Annotated in this window: 4 protein-coding genes; all 4 read left to right on the top strand. The window is 59.8% G+C overall.

From position 1 onward, the window contains the following. The first annotated feature begins 99 nt into the window (after positions 1–99). The 4 genes from GLS_RS07310 (at position 100) to GLS_RS07295 (ending at position 17,875) form a co-directional block, all read left to right on the top strand. On the top strand, positions 100–8,619 hold the full coding sequence (locus tag GLS_RS07310) for a GH36-type glycosyl hydrolase domain-containing protein (RefSeq protein ID WP_041111722.1): 8,520 nt from the start codon (positions 100–102) through the stop codon (positions 8,617–8,619). Between the two features lie 458 nt (positions 8,620–9,077). Further along, on the top strand, positions 9,078–12,137 hold the full coding sequence (locus tag GLS_RS07305) for a TonB-dependent receptor plug domain-containing protein (protein WP_080691920.1): 3,060 nt from the start codon (positions 9,078–9,080) through the stop codon (positions 12,135–12,137). A gap of 51 nt (positions 12,138–12,188) precedes the next feature. Next, positions 12,189–15,497: a GH92 family glycosyl hydrolase gene (locus tag GLS_RS07300; RefSeq protein WP_226986541.1), complete on the top strand. Its 3,309-nt coding sequence runs from the start codon at positions 12,189–12,191 to the stop codon at positions 15,495–15,497. Positions 15,498–15,643: 146 nt separating this feature from the next. Continuing rightward, complete coding sequence (locus tag GLS_RS07295) at positions 15,644–17,875, top strand: GH92 family glycosyl hydrolase (protein WP_052327515.1); 2,232 nt, start codon at positions 15,644–15,646, stop codon at positions 17,873–17,875. Positions 17,876–17,948: the final 73 nt, after the last annotated feature.

Below are 17,948 nucleotides of genomic sequence, written 5' to 3'. Positions count from 1 at the left end.
GCATCCGGACCATAATTATTTGAAATTATCTGTCTGGAATCTCCTCAAAGGCACAACACACCCGTTCTCCGATGCTTCCTACCTCAAGGACCTGCAGATATGGCCAAGTTTTTCGGAAAAAATTCCCGGGATTCGTTTCGGATTCATTCCGGAAAGATCATCCGCTCTGATCTTTTCAGTGAAGACCGGCTTCTGCAGCATTCCCAGAGCCTGGCGGAAATTCATGGCGATATTCTGCTCGCCACGCAGAACAACATTTTACCGAACCGGCTGAATGACAATGCCAGGGTTCTTCTTGAGGCCAACATCCTTTTATCTCAGGCCTCAGAAAATGGTGAGCAGATTACTCCGGCGGGTGGGTGGCTGATTGATAATTATTACCTGATGGATGCACAGATACAGACCATCCGGTTTGATCTTCCACCGGGATATTACAAAGACCTTCCCGAGCTTTCCAGCGGGCCATTTGCCGGTCTGCCAAGGGTTTTCGAGATTGCCTGGGCTCTCGTGGCGCATACGGACAGCCATATCGAACCAAAGACACTCTGCCAGTTTCTGCGCGCCTATCAGGACCGCCGGCCGCTGCTGATCCGGGAACTCTGGGCCATTCCGACCCAGATCAAGATCGTTCTGATCGAGAACCTCCGGCGGGTGGCGGACAAGATCTGCCAGAATCTTCAGGAACAGAAGGCCGCCAATGCGCTTGCCAATACGGTTTTTCTTGATGCCCAGGCCAGCAATACGAAAATTCTTAAAACCCTTTCCCGAATAAACACGGAGACACTGGGCCCGGCGTTTCTTGTCCAGTTCGCGCATCGCCTCAAGGGACACGATCCACAGAAAGACCCCGCTTTCCTGTGGCTGGAAGGGATATTGCAGGAAAAAGGGATAACTCTGGAGCAGGTCGTTCATGAAGAGTTGCAGGAACAGAGCGCCCTGAATGCGACCATCCGCAACATCATTACGAGCATGCGGCTGATCACCACGCTGGACTGGAGCAGTATTTTTGAAAACATCAGCGCGGTCAGCCAGATCCTGTATCGCCATGCCGGTTTCTCGGACATGGATCCTGCGACCCGGAACCTGTACAGCAAGGCCATCGAGGCCCTGGCGAAAGGGTCCGGGCATGCGGAATGTGACATTGCGAACAGGGTGACGGCTCTTGCCGCAATGGCAGCCGAGGAGGAAAATCCCGATCCGCGACGCGCCGATCCGGGCTATTATCTTCTGGCGGAAGGACGACCGGGATTTGAAGCGGAACTGAAATTCCGCGCTCCGCTGCGGGTCCAGATCGGGCAGATCTGCCGTCGGCTCGGCATCACGGGATACAGCCTGGGCGTTACGTTACTGACGCTTCTTCTGCTGTCGGCGTTCCTGTCCATCATGAACGGAAACCTGTCGGGCCGGGCGGCGTGCGCGCTGATTGTTCTGGGCTTTATTCCAGCCACGGATGCCGTTGTAGCGGGTGTGAACCGCTTCCTGATGTGGGCCATCCGGGTCTCGGAACTTCCTGCGCTGGAGCTCAAGGACGGCGTTCCCGCGCATCTGCGGACCATGGTTGTCGTCCCGACCCTTCTGACGAAGCGTTCCTCCATTCTGGAAATGGTGAACCGCCTGGAGAAGCATTATCTTTCCAGCCGGGATGGCGAGATCTATTTCGCCCTTCTGACGGACTGGACGGACTCATCCACGGAGAGCCGAAAGGGTGATCAGGATCTGCTGGCGGTTGCGAGGCGGGAAGTCGCCCGCCTGAACCAGACTTATGGCGCGGGGCCTGCGGGGACGCGATTTCTGCTCCTGCATCGCAGGCGGCAGTGGAGTGCCAGCGAAGAAAAATGGATCGGCTGGGAGCGCAAGCGCGGCAAGCTGCATGAACTGAACCGGCTGCTGCGCGGGGCGACGGATACCAGTTTTTTCAGTCTGTCCGGGCAGAATATTCCGCAGAATGTCCGGTATGTCGTGACGGTGGATTCCGACACGCGGCTGCCGCATGAGGTTGTCAGGCGTCTCGTCGGGAAAATCGCCCATCCGCTCAATAATGCGCAGTTCGATCCGAACGAAGGGCGCGTCACGGAGGGCTATGCGGTTCTTCAGCCGCGTGTCACGCCCTCTCTGCCGGAAGCACGGCAGAGCACCCTGTTCCAGAGGGTTTTCTCAAGCCCCAACGGGATAGAGCCATACACGGCGGCCGTCTCCGACCTGTATCAGGACATGTTTGCCGAGGGGTCCTTTGCGGGAAAAGGCATTTACGAGATCGACACGTTCGAAGCGGCGCTGGCGGGGCGCGTTCCCGATGGGACGCTCCTGAGCCACGATCTGTTCGAGGGCGTTTTTGCCCGGGCCGGTCTGGTGACGGATATTGAGGTCATCGAGGAATATCCAACCGATTATCTGGTCTCGGTTGCGCGTCTCAACCGGTGGGTGCGGGGGGACTGGCAGCTTCTGCCATGGATTTTCTCATGGATGGGCCGTTTTCCGACCATCGGGATCAGGACCAATCCGCTCACGGGGATTGCGCGCTGGAAGATGTTGGACAATCTGCGCCGCAGTCTTTCGGCCCCCATGGCCATCGGGGCACTCTTCGCGGGCTGGTTTCTCGGGTTTCATAATGCCCTGGTGTGGAGCCTGTGCATTGTCTCGACCCTCGTCATTCCGGCTTCCCTGCCGCTTCTGGTGGATATCATCCGGCGCAGACGCGGAGAGACGTTCCGCAGCTATTTTTCCCTTCTGACGGTCGATCTTCAGCGCACGGCCCTGACCACGGCGCTGTGCTTCGCGTTTCTGGCCGATCAGGCCTGCCTTGCGGGCGATGCGATCAGCCGGACGCTGGCCCGCGTTTTCGTAACCCGCAAACATCTTCTGCAATGGGTTACGGCAGCTCAGGCAGCCGAAGCGCCGCGCGAGCAGATCCAGGGCTATTTCCGCCAGATGAGCGGCGCCGTTCTGATCGGCCTGCTGGCGGCAATCGTCATGGTTGTGTCGGCTCCCTGGGTCTGGCTCGTCATTCTGCCTTTTGCGCTCGCCTGGTGCCTGTCGCCGGCGATTGCGTGGAAGGCCAGCCAGTACCGCGCTTCGGCCCGCAGGCTTGAGGCGACCGAGGCCGAGACCGTTTTCATGCGGATGCAGGCCCGGCGGACGTGGCGGTATTTCGAGACGTTCGTCTCTGCCGCCGATCACATGCTGCCGCCAGACAATTTCCAGGAGACCCCTGCCCCGCTCGTCGCGCACCGGACATCCCCGACCAATATGGGGCTTTATCTTCTGTCCGTGGTCGCGGCCTGCGATTTCGGCTGGATCGGCGTCGCGGATGCCACATCGCGTCTGAGCGCCACGCTCGGGACCATGGCGCAGCTTCCACGCTTCAGAGGGCATTTCTATAACTGGTACAGTACTGCCGATCTTTCCCCGCTGCCGCCGGTTTATGTGTCCACCGTCGATAGCGGCAATCTGGCCGGCCATCTGATCACGCTGGCCTGCGCCTGCGAAGAATGGATCCAGAAAGGCCGGAAATCCGACACCTGGCGCGAAGGTGTGCGTGACGCTCTGAACCTCGCACTCGAACAGGCCACATCAGGAAGCGATGTCTTTCGTTCCTCGGAACTTGCACAGCTCATAGAGACCGTTCTTCAGGACATGAAGGACGGCCATGCCAGCCAGCTCACGCTCGCCTACAGGGTGCAGATGCTGGTCGGTCAGACCGAAGAACTTGTGCATCTCCTGCACAGGCGGGCCACGGCAGGGCGCGCAGGGCAGGACACTTCTTCCACGGGTGCGGAGAACCTTCTTTTCTGGCTGCATGCGGCGCAGGACTGCATCCAGAGTGAACGCAAGGATCTCGAAAGCAGTCCCCTGCTCCATGACGAGCTCCACAGGATTGCACAGAGCGCGAGAAACATGGCGCTGGAGATGGAGTTCGGCTTTCTCCGGAACACCGACCGCAAGCTGCTTTCCATCGGCTATGTCGTCAATGAAGGCACGCTGGATGAGAACTGCTACGACCTGCTGGCGTCGGAAGCGCGGCTTGCCGTCTTCTTTGCCATCGCGAAAGGTGACATTCCGGCCTGGGAATGGTTCCGTCTGGGGCGGCCGCTGGCCACCGTGGCACATGGAGAGGCGCTGGTCTCGTGGTCGGGGTCCATGTTCGAATATCTCATGCCGTCCTTGATCATGGCGGCGCCTTTTGACAGTCTTCTGGAAGAGACGAGCCGGCAGATTGTCCGGCGTCAGATCGAATACGGGCAGTTCTGCGGTGTGCCCTGGGGGATTTCGGAATCCGCCTATAATGCCCGGGATCTGGATTATAATTACCAGTATTCCGATTTTGGTGTTCCGGGCCTCGGAATGAAACGGGGGCTGGCGCAGAACCTGGTCATTGCGCCTTATGCCACGGCGCTGGCCACCATGGTGGATGCGCATCTGGCCACGGAGAACTTCAAGGCCCTGCAGGCTGCCGGAGCGCAGGGGAGCTACGGATTTTACGAGGCGCTGGACTATACGAAAGCGCGGCTGCAACCGAACCAGACCGTTGCGGTCATTCATTCCTACATGGCCCATCATCAGGGCATGTCCATCCTCGCCATAGCGGATACGGTCCTGAAGGGGCTTATGCGCTCCCGTTTTCATGCGGAGCCCATGATCGGGGCGACGGAGCTGCTGCTTCAGGAACGCGCGCCAACAGGCGGTGTCATTACGACACCGTTGAAGGAAGAAGAGACCGCGCCTGCTGCGCTGACCATCCAGTTGCAGTCCGGCGGGCGTCATCTTCGCACGGCCGACACGAACACGCCTGTCACGCATCTTCTTTCAAACGGACGTTACAGCGTGATGCTGACGGCTTCCGGGTCCGGGTACAGCAAATGGGGGGATCAGGCGGTGACGCGGTGGCGACGGGATTCCACCCTCGATAACTGGGGGAGCTATATCTACCTCCAGCGTGCCGGGAGCCGTCATTTCTGGACGGCGGGGCTGCAGCCTTCCGGCGTCGAAGCCGAAAGCTGCGATATCGAGTTCCGGGAAGACCGCGCGACCTATACGCGGCAGGACAACAGGCTGACGACGACGCTGGAAGTCCTCGTTTCGGCCGAGGACGACGCCGAACTTCGTCGCATCTCGGTCCGGAATTCCGGCACGGCCGCAGTGGAAGTCTATGTCACGTCCTATGTGGAACTCGCCCTGTGCCCGCCGGGGATGGACATCAGCCATCCGGCCTTTGCCAAGATGTTTGTACAGACGGAATATCTTCCCGCCTGCAAGGCGATCATTGCCACGCGGCGCAAAAGAAATCCGTCCGATCCGGAGATCTGGGCTGCGCATATGGTGGTGGGCGGCAGTGAGCTTTCGATTGAGACCGATCGCTCCCGGTTCATCGGGCGCGGGCGGGATCTGCGCGATCCGGTTGCCGTTACGGGGACCGGGCCGCTTTCGGGATCAACCGGAACGGTTCTGGATCCTGTTTTCTCCGCACGCTGCAAGCTGACACTTCCCGCACGTTCCACGCGGCATGTTTCATTCTGGACGATTGTGGCCTCAACCCGCGAAGCCCTCATGCAGAGCATCGTGCGCCATCAGAATGACGCGGATCTCGATCGTGCGCTGACCCTTGCCTGGACGCATGCCCAGGTTCATCTGCGGCATCTCGACATCCAGCCCGTCCAGGCGGATTTGTTCCAGCAGCTTGCAGGGTATCTCCTGTTTCCGGGACCGGCCCTGCGCGCGTCGGCTGCCCGGATCAAACGCGGGGCGGGCAAACAGGCAGACCTGTGGGGACAGGGAATTTCCGGCGATCTGCCGATCCTACTGCTGGTCATTGCCGAAAGCGAGGATTTCGACCTCGCACGGAGCATTCTCACGGCCCATGACTATCTGAGTTTCAAGGGGCTGGTTTTTGATCTCGTTATTCTGAACGACCATTCGGCGTCTTATGCGCAGGATCTACAGCACACTCTTGAAGCCCTGGTCCGCTCTTCCGGGCAGCCGGGAAGCGTGCGTCTCCTGCGTGGGACGCTCATGCCGGAAACGGTCAGGGAGCTTCTGTTCTCGGTGGCCTGCGTCGTTCTGACGGGCAAGGGTGGGAACCTGCAACATCAGATCACCCGGCTCGAAATGAAGCAGCGCTCGAAAGCCGTGCAGGCCGCCCTGCGTCCCTGCCGCCCCTACCACGGAGCGCAGGAAACGCCTGAACTGCCTGTGCTGGAACTGGCGAACGGATATGGCGGCTTTACGTCTGACGGGCAGGAATATGCCGTCATCATCCGTGGCAGAACCCGCACCCCTGCGCCCTGGGTCAATGTCGTTTCCAGCCCTCATTTCGGTTTTCAGGTCTCTGCGGAAGGCAGTGGTTATACCTGGTCCGAAAACAGCAAGGAGAACCAGCTGACTCCCTGGTCCAATGATCCAGTCGTCAACCCGACCGGAGAGGCGTTTTACCTGTGCGATGAGGAAAGCCGGCAGTTCTGGTCCCCGGTGGCGGCCGTGTGCCCGGACGACAATGCTGTTTATGTCTGCCGGCACGGGCGCGGATACAGCCGGTTCGAGCGCAACGCCAACGAGATTGTCTCGAGCCTGCTGCACTATGTGCCGCCTGAAGATCCCATCCGGATTTCCAGACTGAAACTGACCAATACATCCTCGCGCGCCCGGACCCTGAGGGTCACGACCTATACCGAATGGGTGCTCGGACAGTCCCGCAGCACGACGTCACCCTTCGTTTTTACGGAGCAGGACCCGGAATCCAGCGCGCTGTTCGTCAGGAACAGATGGGGCGAGACGTTTGGCGAACGGGTCGCCTTTGCGGATCTGGCGGGTCAGCAGACGTCCAGCACGGATGACCGGCGCACGTTCATTGGTCCGAACGGCAGTCTTTCAGCGCCCAGAGCCATTGTCCGTGGTGGCCCGCTTGAGGGTATTATCGGCGCTGGCGTTGATCCCTGTGCCGCATTGCAGACTGTCGTCACGCTTGAAGCCGGGGAAAGCACCGAAATCCTTTTCCTGCTGGGTCAGGGACGGAATGCCGAACACGCTCGCCAGCTTGTCCGGCAGTACAGGGCGGCGGATCTCGATGCCGTTCTGGAGGCTGTCCATCGCAGATGGGAGACGGTCACGAAAACCGTGCAGGTTCAGACGCCGGACCGCGCCATGGATATCATGCTCAATGGCTGGCTGCTGTATCAGTCCCTGTCCAGCCGTATCTGGGCCCGGGCGGGTTTCTATCAGGCCAGTGGCGCCTATGGATTCCGGGATCAGCTTCAGGACGGAATGTCTCTCGTTCTGGCGGCTCCGCAGCTGGTCCGGGAGCATCTACTCCGGGCGGCATCCCGACAGTTTCCGGAAGGAGACGTGCAACACTGGTGGCTCCCCCAGAAGGGGAATGGCGTTCGCACGAAGATTTCGGATGACTGTGCCTGGCTCGCCTACACCGTCGCGCAATATGTCCGTGTCAGCGGGGATGCGGCGGTGCTGGATGAGGAAATTCCCTTCCTCAGCGCGCCTGTTCTGGCGGATGGGGAGCATGAGCGCTTTCTCCAGCCGGAAGTGACGGACGACACAGCCTCTCTTTATACGCACTGCATTCTTGCGCTCGACCACAGTCTGCAGAGAGGCGCGCACGGTCTTCCGCTGATGGGCACCGGAGACTGGAATGACGGCATGAACCGTGTTGGCGAAGCCGGAAAAGGGGAAAGCATCTGGCTGGGATGGTTCACGCATGCCGCATTGTCTGCGTTCCTTCCCCTCGCCCGCGCACGACAGGACACTGAACACGTCGAGAAATGGACCCGTGTCATGACGGAGCTTGAAACCGCTCTGGAAGCCGCATGGGATGGTGCGTGGTATCTGCGGGCCTATTTCGATGACGGAAGCCCTCTGGGCAGTCACGCCAACAGTGAGGGACGCATTGATGCCATTGCCCAGTCATGGGCCGTGATTTCAGCGGCAGGTTCTCCCGAGCGCGCGCGGCAGGCCATGCAGGCCGTTCAGGAGCAACTTGTTGATCTGAAACAGGAGATCATCATGGTTCTGACGCCCCCGTTCAATGTTTCAGAGCCGGACCCGGGCTATATCCGGGGCTATCCGCCCGGCATTCGGGAAAATGGCGGCCAGTACACGCACGCGGCCCTCTGGACGGTCATGGCGACGGCTCTGCTCGGAGAGGGCGATGCGGCGCATGAGATGTTCTCGACGCTCAATCCGATTCACCATTCCCGCGATCAGAAGGCAGCAGACCGATACAAGGTCGAACCCTATGCGGTTGTTGCAGATGTTTACTCTTCCAGCCCGCATGTCGGGCGGGGTGGCTGGTCCTGGTACACGGGATCGGCAGGATGGATGCAGCGCATCGGAATTGAGACGTTGCTGGGCGTACAGGTTGAAGGAAACAGCCTACTGATAAACCCGCGCATTCCTGCGGGATGGCCCGCGTATGAAGTGCGTCTGCGCTGGAAAACGTCGGAATATCACATCCGGATAGAAAACCCCGACCATGTCTCCGAGGGGGATCTTTTCATGCGGGGTGACGATGCGCTCGTTGCATTAACCCGGCCGATCGATATGGAAAATGACGGCCTGACCCATCGTGTAAATGTCGTAATCAAAAAACCGGAAGATCTCGATCTGGCGGGTTGAGAGCTTCGCATTCCATCATGAACCGCTTTCCCCCATTTCGGGAAAGAACATCGTCTCTGCGGGCATCCTGCTGACCAAGGGATACCCGCGTACTGAGACCACACAAACGGGCCTCGGTATCAGGCGCTGCCATCCTTCCGCTGCGGCGTCAGGGGGGCGCTCATTACGATACAAACCGATAATTGTTCGCCCTTCTCCCTGACCAGGGGAGAGGGCGCTGAGACATATATGTCTTTCAACATTGTCGAGTACATATTGTATACAACGCTACAGTTAAGAAATGTATGTGCTTTTATGCAACACCCCCAATGAATCTTATTTTTGATGATTTTTTGTAAGAATAAACAGTTTTTGTAACAATCGAGTCAAGCTATCAAACATTGTACGTTATTGTTTCAGAACGATGCTTTCCCGTGACTAATCCCCAGTTTCCTGCTCAGCTTGAGGATTGTTTTTCCATGAAAGTCAGGTCAACCTCACGTCGGAACATCATACTTTTCGCCTTTTCTGCGTTGACGGGTGTCGCTGTCGCGGCTCCCGTTGGCTCGGCACAGGCCCAGGCTGTCAATAGCGCGCAGGACAGCGTTGACAGTACAAAACAGAACAAGGTTTCCAGCCGCTCTGCAACGGGCAAGACGCCCGCTACCACGGCATCGCGCAAGGCGACTTTGAAAAACGCGACCGATGCCGGCGTCAATTCGACGCACGCCGAGAGCGTTGTTGTCACGGGCACATTGTTCCGCGACAAGAACCTGAGCAGCGCTTCGCCGATCGAGCAGATTACCGCCAGACAGCTTCAGCAGCGCGGTATCAAGACCGTGACGGATGCCCTTCAGCTTCTGTCATCCAACGGTTCGGGCAACCTGACGAACGCGTTTTCCGCGAATGGCGCTTTCGCGGGTGGTGCGTCCGCGCCGTCCCTGCGTGGTCTCCAGACCTCCGCTACGCTCGTGATGATGGACGGTATGCGCCTGTCCTACTACCCAGCGGGCGATGATGGCGCGCGAAACTTCGTCGATACGAACTGGATGCCCTCGTCCCTGGTGCAGACCATCGACGTCCAGCAGGACGGTGGTTCGGCACTTTATGGTGCCGACGCTGTTGCCGGCGTTATCAACATGATCACGCGCGAACAGATCAAGGGCTTCGAAGGCAACGCGGAAGGCGGCCTCAACCAGGGTGGGTATGGCGGCCATCAGCGCCTCTACGCGAATTACGGCGTGGGCGACCTGGATAAGGATGGCTACAACTTCTACGTCAACTCGGAATACCAGTCCGATGACATGATTACCAACAGCCAGCTCGGCTATCCATACAATACGAGCAACCTCACGGGCATTGGCGGCGGAAACGCTGATGGCAACCTGCTGGGTTCCGATGGCACATTTACAAACGCCGTCACGCAGACCACAGGCGCCGTGGCACAGGCTGTCGACAGCAACGGCAAAGCGCTCAGCGGCTATCAGTTGCTGAATCCCACCTCCGGATGCAACGGACTGTCCGGAGCCCATTCGGGCTATGTCGCAGGCACGCCGACAGGTTCGGTGAGCACCATGTGCCAACAGGACAAGGTCTCAAAATACGGCGTCGTCTCACCTTATGACCGCCGCGTGGAAGCAACCGCCCATCTCACGGTCAAACTTGGCCCGCGCGCGAAGCTGGTGAGCATGTTCACCTACTCGCAGAACCTGTCCTATTATACGGGTACTCCGAGCGCGTTCTACGCCAACACACAGTCCCAGCTTGGAACAAGCGAAGGCGTACTTGCCCCTGCCTATCTGCCGAATGGTTCGCTGAACCCCAACAATCCCTATGCGTCCCTCGGCGAAAGCGCACAGATTTACGGTCGTTTCATCGACCCCACGGCCGAGACCCAGTTCTCGCAGAACTATCGCGGCTCCATGCATCTGACCGGCTGGGAGCCTTCCAACTGGGGCGGGGACTGGAACTATGATTCCAGTTTTGTCGGCATGAATACCGACCTTTCCACCAGATATGACAACAACATCAATATCGCTGATCTTGATTATGCGATCGAGAACGGCACGTATAATTTCGTTGATCAGGCCGCAAACTCCACTGCCGCAAAGCGCGCCATCGCGCCGACGGAAATCGTCCACTCCAAGACGGAAGAATACTCCTGGCAGGCTTCTGTCACCAAGGGGCTGGTGCGACTGCCGGGCGGAATGCTGAACTTGGCTGTCGGAACCAACGTCCGTTACGAAGGCTTCAACGCTCCGAATGCCAACCCGATCGATCCCAACGACGTCAACAACCAGTATGAAGGCATCAATCCGTTCAGCGCGATCGGCCATCGATATGTCTATTCCGGATATTTCGAGCTGAATGCGCCGATCGTGAAAATGCTGAACGCCGATTTCCAGGGACGTTACGACTCCTACTCCACGGGATTCAGCCACTTTTCCCCGAAGATCGGTGTCACCTTTAAGCCGACCAAGGAGTTCATGCTCCGCGGAACGTGGTCCCAGGGTTTCCAGGTTCCGAGTTTCTACGAAACAAACGGCACCACGATTGGCTACACGTCTTATGGTCCGTCGAACCTGACCTGGATCAACCAGCACCTCAATGCCAACGGGACCAAGGACGACTATGCTCAGGCCTACAGCCTGGGTGGCGAAAGCATTGGCAATCCGAACCTCAAGCCCATGACGAACAATACCTTCACGGGCGGTCCGGTCTTCCATCCCGTCCCGTGGATGACGTTCAGTGCGGAATACTGGTACATCCGCGAAAAGAACGTCATTGTCTCCAATCCGATCCCGGCAGCCACTGTGGCATCGGCTTACGAGGCGTTGAACACCAACAAGACGGTCACGATCGACGGCGACACGGTGATCCCCGACGTTGCGGATCCGCTGCATCCTGACGCACCACGCCGCGCCGGCATCATTGAGTCGTCCTATATCAATGCCGACAGCATGATGACCGACGGCGTGGATCTCAATCTTTCGATCAGCCATCGCCTGCCCGGTCCGCTGAAGATGATCAACTGGTACAGCAACGGCCACGCAACATGGGTGCACCGCTTCAACCAGACCATCCCGGGCGTGGGCGTGGAACGCTTTGCAGGAACCGAAGGCCCGTGGAACACGACCTCGGCGTCGGGTACGCCGCGCTGGCGTGCCAACTGGCAGAATACCTTCACATGGAACAAGCTCTCGACGACGTTCACGGTCTATTACACCAGCGGCTATCACGGCACGGCGGAAGACAATGATGGTCCAGGCACGGCTGGAAACTGCAAATACGCGCTCTATCAGGACGTCAGCAGCTTCTATCCCTCCCAGTGCAATGTCCGCCACTTCTGGGACATCGACATGACTGTGAACTACCAGTTCAACAAACAGTGGGCGGGCTACGTCAACATCTACAATCTGGCCGGTTTCAAGGCCCCGTATGACTTCGGCACCTACGGTTCCTACCTTTACAATTCGTCCTGGGCCCAGAATGGTGTTCTTGGGCGGGCCTTCCGCTTCGGAGTTACGGCAACACTGTAAGGCGTGATGCAAAATACAATCAGGCGATCCCATTCGCGCGCGGCATTCCTCATGGCGACAATCGCCATGGGGGTGCCGCAAGCCTTTTCAGCCCCCGTCCCCTCCAGCCTTTCGGACATGTCTGCGCCCCTCGCGGTCCAGACGGGTTCCGGGTCAGGCTGGGCTCTCTCCAGCGCCGATGGTCCTACAAAGGGCGAGGTCATTACGGCCCGTGCCGGCAGCGGCCTGATCGGAACGAAAACGCTCCGCCTTGATGCAACAGCGGCTTCTGTTCACACGATCATTGCCAAACCCGGTCACGGCCTCTCCATCGGACGCCGCTCCCACCTCACCTACGCGATTTTCCCGGTCGCCGACCCGCTGTCCCTGACGGATGAAGCGACCTATACCAGCCTGGACGTCCTGTTCACGGACGGCACCCGAGCCTCCACGCTCGGTGCCCGCGATCTGTCCGGAGCCGAACTGACGGCGCAAGGTCAGGGAGCAGGCCGGGCGCTCTACCCCAATCAGTGGACACTGGTTGATGTCCCTCTCGGCGAGGTCGCTGCAGGACGAACCGTTGCCGCCATTGAACTCACGTCCCGCGCGTCAAAGGGCACGGCCCGGCGCGTTTATTTCGATGCGGTTTCCATCACGGATGTTCCCGATCCCAGCGGCCTGACACCGGCCGATCTTGTGGACACACGACGCGGGACCAATGCGAACGGCCGCTATTCGCGGGGAAACAATTTCCCTGCCATCGCGGTCCCTCACGGGTTCAACTTCTGGACGCCCGTGACGCGTGGCAACTCCAACTGGCTTTACCAGTATCAGGAGCGCAACGGCCCCGATAACCACCCGCGCCTCGAAGCCCTGTCCCTCAGCCACGAACCCAGCCCCTGGATGGGCGATCACGACACTTTCCAGATCATGCCCGCGGCCGGACCCGAAGCACCTTCCGCAGACCGGACGGCACGGGCTATCGGCTTCACACACGACCACGAAACCGCCCTGCCCTACCGTTATGCCGTTACGCTGGACAACGGGATTGTGGCCGAGATGGCCCCGACCGATCATGCCGCCATCCTGCGCTTCCGCTATCCCGCGGGCACAGATCAGGGGCAGGTCGTCTTCGACAACATCACCAATCAGGGCAGCCTGAAAATTGCTCCGGACGGACGTAGTGCCGACGGGTACACCGACGTCGCCAGCCAGCTCTCCACAGGCGCGAGCCGGATGTATGTCCATCTTGAATTCGACCGTCACGCCATCGCACAGGGGCGCCTGAGCGGACAGAAGCGGGACAACGTGCAGGCCTGGGCGGCGTTCGACACGAAGACGGACCCGACCGTCACGATCCGGATCGCCACGTCGCTCATCAGTCTCGAACAGGCTCGGCGTAACCTCGCCCTCGAACTGCCAACCGGCACTACGCTCGAAACCGTGGCGGAAACTGCGAAGAGGGCGTGGAACAGTCGGCTTGCTCGCGTGCAGATCCCTGGCGCCCCACTCGACGAACAGCGCACGCTCTTCGGCAATCTCTACCGGATGTATCTGTATCCCAATAACGCGGCAGAAAATGTCGGCACCGCTAGTGCACCACGCCTGCGACATGCCAGCCCGTTCGGTGCGCGGCTGCATCCCGACAGCCCGACGCAGACCGGGGTTCCGGTCGTAAACGGGCCTCTCTATGTCAATAACGGGTTCTGGGACACGTATCGCACAGCGTGGCCCGCCTATGCCCTGCTGACGCCGGAAGAAGACGGGCAACTCATCGACGGTTTCGTCCAGCAATACCGGGAAGGCGGCTGGATCGCACGCTGGTCCGCCCCCGGTTATGCGGACCTCATGACCGGGACGAGCGCGGATGTGGCTTTCGCGGATGCTTATGACAAGCATGTCCGCAATTTCGATGCGTCTTCGTTCTATCGCGCCGGTCTGAAGGATGCGACCGTCATGCCCGATGATCCTGGCGTCGGACGCAAAGGGCTCAACCGCTCGGCATTCCGGGGTTATACCGACACCGATACGGACGAGGCGCTGTCCTGGTCCAATGCTGCGACCCTCAATGATTTTGCCCTCGGCGAGATGGCCGCCTCCCTGGCCGCTTCCGCTCCGGCTGACAGCCCGGCACAGACCAATTATGCGGCGGAAAGCTGGTATCTGCACAACCGGGCGCTGAATTACGTCAATCTCTTCGATCACGAGGTTGGATTTTTCGTTGGCCGTCGGCCGGATGGCCGGTGGAGAGCTTCTGAAGCGCAGTTCGATCCGCTCGCCTGGGGCGGCGACTATACCGAGACGAATGCCTGGACGATGGCGTTCGATCCCGTTCAGGATGGACAGGGGATCGCCAGTCTTTACGGCGGCCGCGATGGGCTGGCGCGGAAGCTGGACGCATATTTCGCGACGCCCGGCGTTTACCACACGGGCGATTATGGCGGGGTGATCCATGAAATGCGGGAAATGCACGATATCCGCATGGGTCAGTACAGCCACAGCAACCAGCCCGCGCATCATATCCTCTACATGTATGACTATGCCGGGCAGCCCTGGAAAGCGCAGGACAAGATCCGCGACGTCATGAACCGGCTCTATCGCGGAACGTCGATCGGACAGGGCTATCCGGGGGATGAGGACAATGGCGAGATGTCCGCCTGGTGGGTCTTCAGTGCGGCAGGTTTCTATCCCCTGCGCATGGGCACGCCGACCTACGCCATCGGTGCACCGCGCTTTGAGACCATGCGCCTGACGGTCGGGCAGGATCGGGTTCTCACGGTTCATGCTCCGGGCGTGAGTGACCGCAACCGCTTCGTCCAGTCCGTCAGCCTGAACGGCAGGTCGCTAACGCGCTGGTGGCTGAGCCATGACGAAATTGCCGGGGGTGGTGATCTGACTTTCCAGATGGGGCCACAACCCTCGCACTGGGGAAGCTCACCGGACGCCTCCCTGCCGTCGCTGACACCAGCCGGACAGACGCCGAGCCCAGCGGTCGATCTGGCAGATGTCCCGGGCGCGACGCATACCGGGCCGGACGCGCTGTTCGACAATGACGCGCTCACATCAGCACCCATTGGTGGTACGGATGTGACGGTCACTGTATCGGCAGACGCATCGGCTCTGGCCTACACCGTCACATCAACCGGCAGGCCCGATCTCGCGCCTTCCGCGTGGGAGATCCTGGCGTCCGACGACAACAGGACGTGGCAGGTGGTGGATCACCGGGCGGGCGAGGCATTCCCCTGGCAACACCAGACACGGCCGTTCCTGCTGCCGAAAGGCGCCACGCACCAGATGTATCGCTGGCATGTACTGAAACCGGTCTCTGCCGAGGCTGGGGAATTCGAACTGCTGGGGCACACCTCCCCCTCAGCACAATAAACCCTTTCGCCCAGAAGATCCGGGGGCACTGGATGTAACAGCCGCCCGGATCTTCTCACTCACGGAGTTAGACCGTTATGGCGCTTTGCAGATTAGCCCGAAGTTTTCTGGTCGCGACCCTGCTGTCCGGGACCGCTCCTCTCGCCATGGCGGCGCCGGCCCTGGTTCCTGCGGATACGTCTCCCGCCTCTGCCGTGGATCCACGGATCGGAACGGGGGGAGCAGGACACACCTATCCCGGCGCGACCGTACCCTTCGGGATGATCCAGCTTTCCCCTGATACGGCGATGACGGACTTCCATCATTCCTACGCCTGGGCGGCGGGCTATCAGTATGATGACCCGACGATCATGGGCTTCTCACACACGCATTTTTCGGGTGCGGGCCATTCCGACCTCGGCGACGTGCTCGTGATGCCGATTTCCGGGGACGACGTCCGGCTGGAGCCGGGAGACGCTGCTGTACCCGCAAGCGGATATCGCTCGCGCTTCCGCCACGCCACGGAGATCGAGAAGCCGGGCTATTACGCGGTGACGCTCGATGATTACAGGATCCGTGCCGAACTGACCGCCTCCCGCCGGGTGGGCTGGCACCGCTATACCTTCCCCAAGGGAAAACCCGCGCATCTGCTACTGGATCTACGGCCGAGCATCTATGACTATCCAGGCAAGGTGCTGTGGGCGCGGCTGCATGTCGCGGCCGATGGGACGGTTTCGGGCTGCCGGACGACACGGGGCTGGGCACCGGGGCGCACGCTGTGCTTTGCCATGCACTTCTCCAGGCCCATGGTCGGACGCACGCTCTATGATCGCGAAACGAAAGTGGCCTATCGCGGCTTTGGCGGTCCGGGGAACCATCCCGTTGATCATGAGGCGCAGAACGGCCGGGAACTGGAAGGCGTGTTCGATTTCGGGAACCTGAAAGAGCCGCTTCTGGTGAAGACATCCATCTCACCGGTCAGTGAAGAAAACGCCATTGCCAATCTTGATGGCGAGGGACAGGACTGGAACTTCGACGCCCAGCGCAAGGCGGCTCTCGAAGCATGGAACAAGGCCCTTTCGGTCATCGACATGCAGGGTACACCGGATCAGCGGACACAGTTCTATACCGCGCTCTATCATGTCATGCTTGCGCCAACGCTCAGCATGGATGCGAACGGCGATTTCACCGGACCGGATTATCAGCGTCACCGGGCGGACGGATTCGAGTTCTACTCTACCTGGTCGATGTGGGACGTCTATCGCGCGCAGCAGCCGCTTCTGGCCATTCTGCGCCCGGATATGAGCTCACATTTCATCCGCTCGCTCATCGCATCCCAGCAGACAAGCCCGTTCGGTCTGCTGCCGATCTGGGCCTATCAGGGGCTCGAGACGTGGTGCATGATCGGGTATCACGCCGTGCCGGTCATTGCCGATGCGTATCTGGCAGGTGTGCGGGGCTTTGATGCCGAGGCCGCGCTCAAGGGCATGATCCGCAGTGCGACCTATGGTCCCTATGGTGATCTGACCGATTACATGAAGATCGGTTACGTCCCGATCGACAAGGAAGCCGAAGGCGCTTCCAAGACGCTGGAATACGCCTATGACGACTGGGCGCTTGCCCGCATGGCGCGGGCGATGGGCAAGACAGACGTGGCACGGACATTCGAAAAGCGGTCCGACAACTGGCGGAAAGTGTGGGATCCTCAGACGGGATTCATGCGCGCCCGCCTGTCGTCGGGGGGCTTCCACACCCCCTTCACTCCTGCCGCCGCAGCCTATGGAAGCGACTACACCGAAGGCAATGCATGGCAGTACTCATGGTATGTGCCGCAGAATATCCCGGCGCTTATCAAGGTCATGGGCGGACGGGAGAAATTCACCGCCCGGATCGACGAGCTGTTCGACGCCAAGGTCGATCCCGCAATTTTCAGGAATGTCGAGGATATCAGCGGTCTGATCGGCTGGTACGCCCATGGCAACGAGCCGGATCATCATGTCGCCTATCTGTATGATTATGCGGGCGCTCCATGGAAAACCCAGCAGCGCCTGACGCAGATCATGCAGACGCAGTATGCCCTTCGTCCGAACGGGCTAGCAGGCAATGACGACCTGGGCCAGATGTCGGCATGGTATCTGTTCACTGCAATGGGATTTTATCCGGTCGCGCCGGCCAGTCAGGAATATGCGATCGGCCGTCCGTTCGTTGCACATGCTGTCATGCATCTGGGTAACGGCCATGATTTTACGGTCACGGCTGACAATCTGGACGATGCCCATCCCTATGTCGGTCAGATGACACTCAACGGCCAGCCTCTCACCACCCCGTTCCTGCGTCAGCAGGACGTACGGGCCGGTGGCGAACTGCACTTCGTCATGCAGTCCCAGCCACCGGCCTGACCCAACCGTCGGGGGCTCTTTCGCCCCCGACCTTCAGGCCCTTCTTTGAACTGCCGTGAATACGGCAGGATAA

Source organism: Gluconobacter oxydans DSM 3504 (assembly GCF_000583855.1).
Classification (GTDB): Bacteria; Pseudomonadota; Alphaproteobacteria; order Acetobacterales; family Acetobacteraceae; genus Gluconobacter; species Gluconobacter oxydans.
This window is presented reverse-complemented; position numbering and strand designations above follow the sequence as displayed.

Coding starts and splice junctions, on each gene's coding strand:
- GLS_RS07310 (WP_041111722.1), top strand. CDS start 100: ATGGCCAAGTTTTTCGGAAAAAATTCCCGGGATTCGTTTCGGATTCAT.
- GLS_RS07305 (WP_080691920.1), top strand. CDS start 9,078: ATGAAAGTCAGGTCAACCTCACGTCGGAACATCATACTTTTCGCCTTT.
- GLS_RS07300 (WP_226986541.1), top strand. CDS start 12,189: ATGGCGACAATCGCCATGGGGGTGCCGCAAGCCTTTTCAGCCCCCGTC.
- GLS_RS07295 (WP_052327515.1), top strand. CDS start 15,644: ATGGCGGCGCCGGCCCTGGTTCCTGCGGATACGTCTCCCGCCTCTGCC.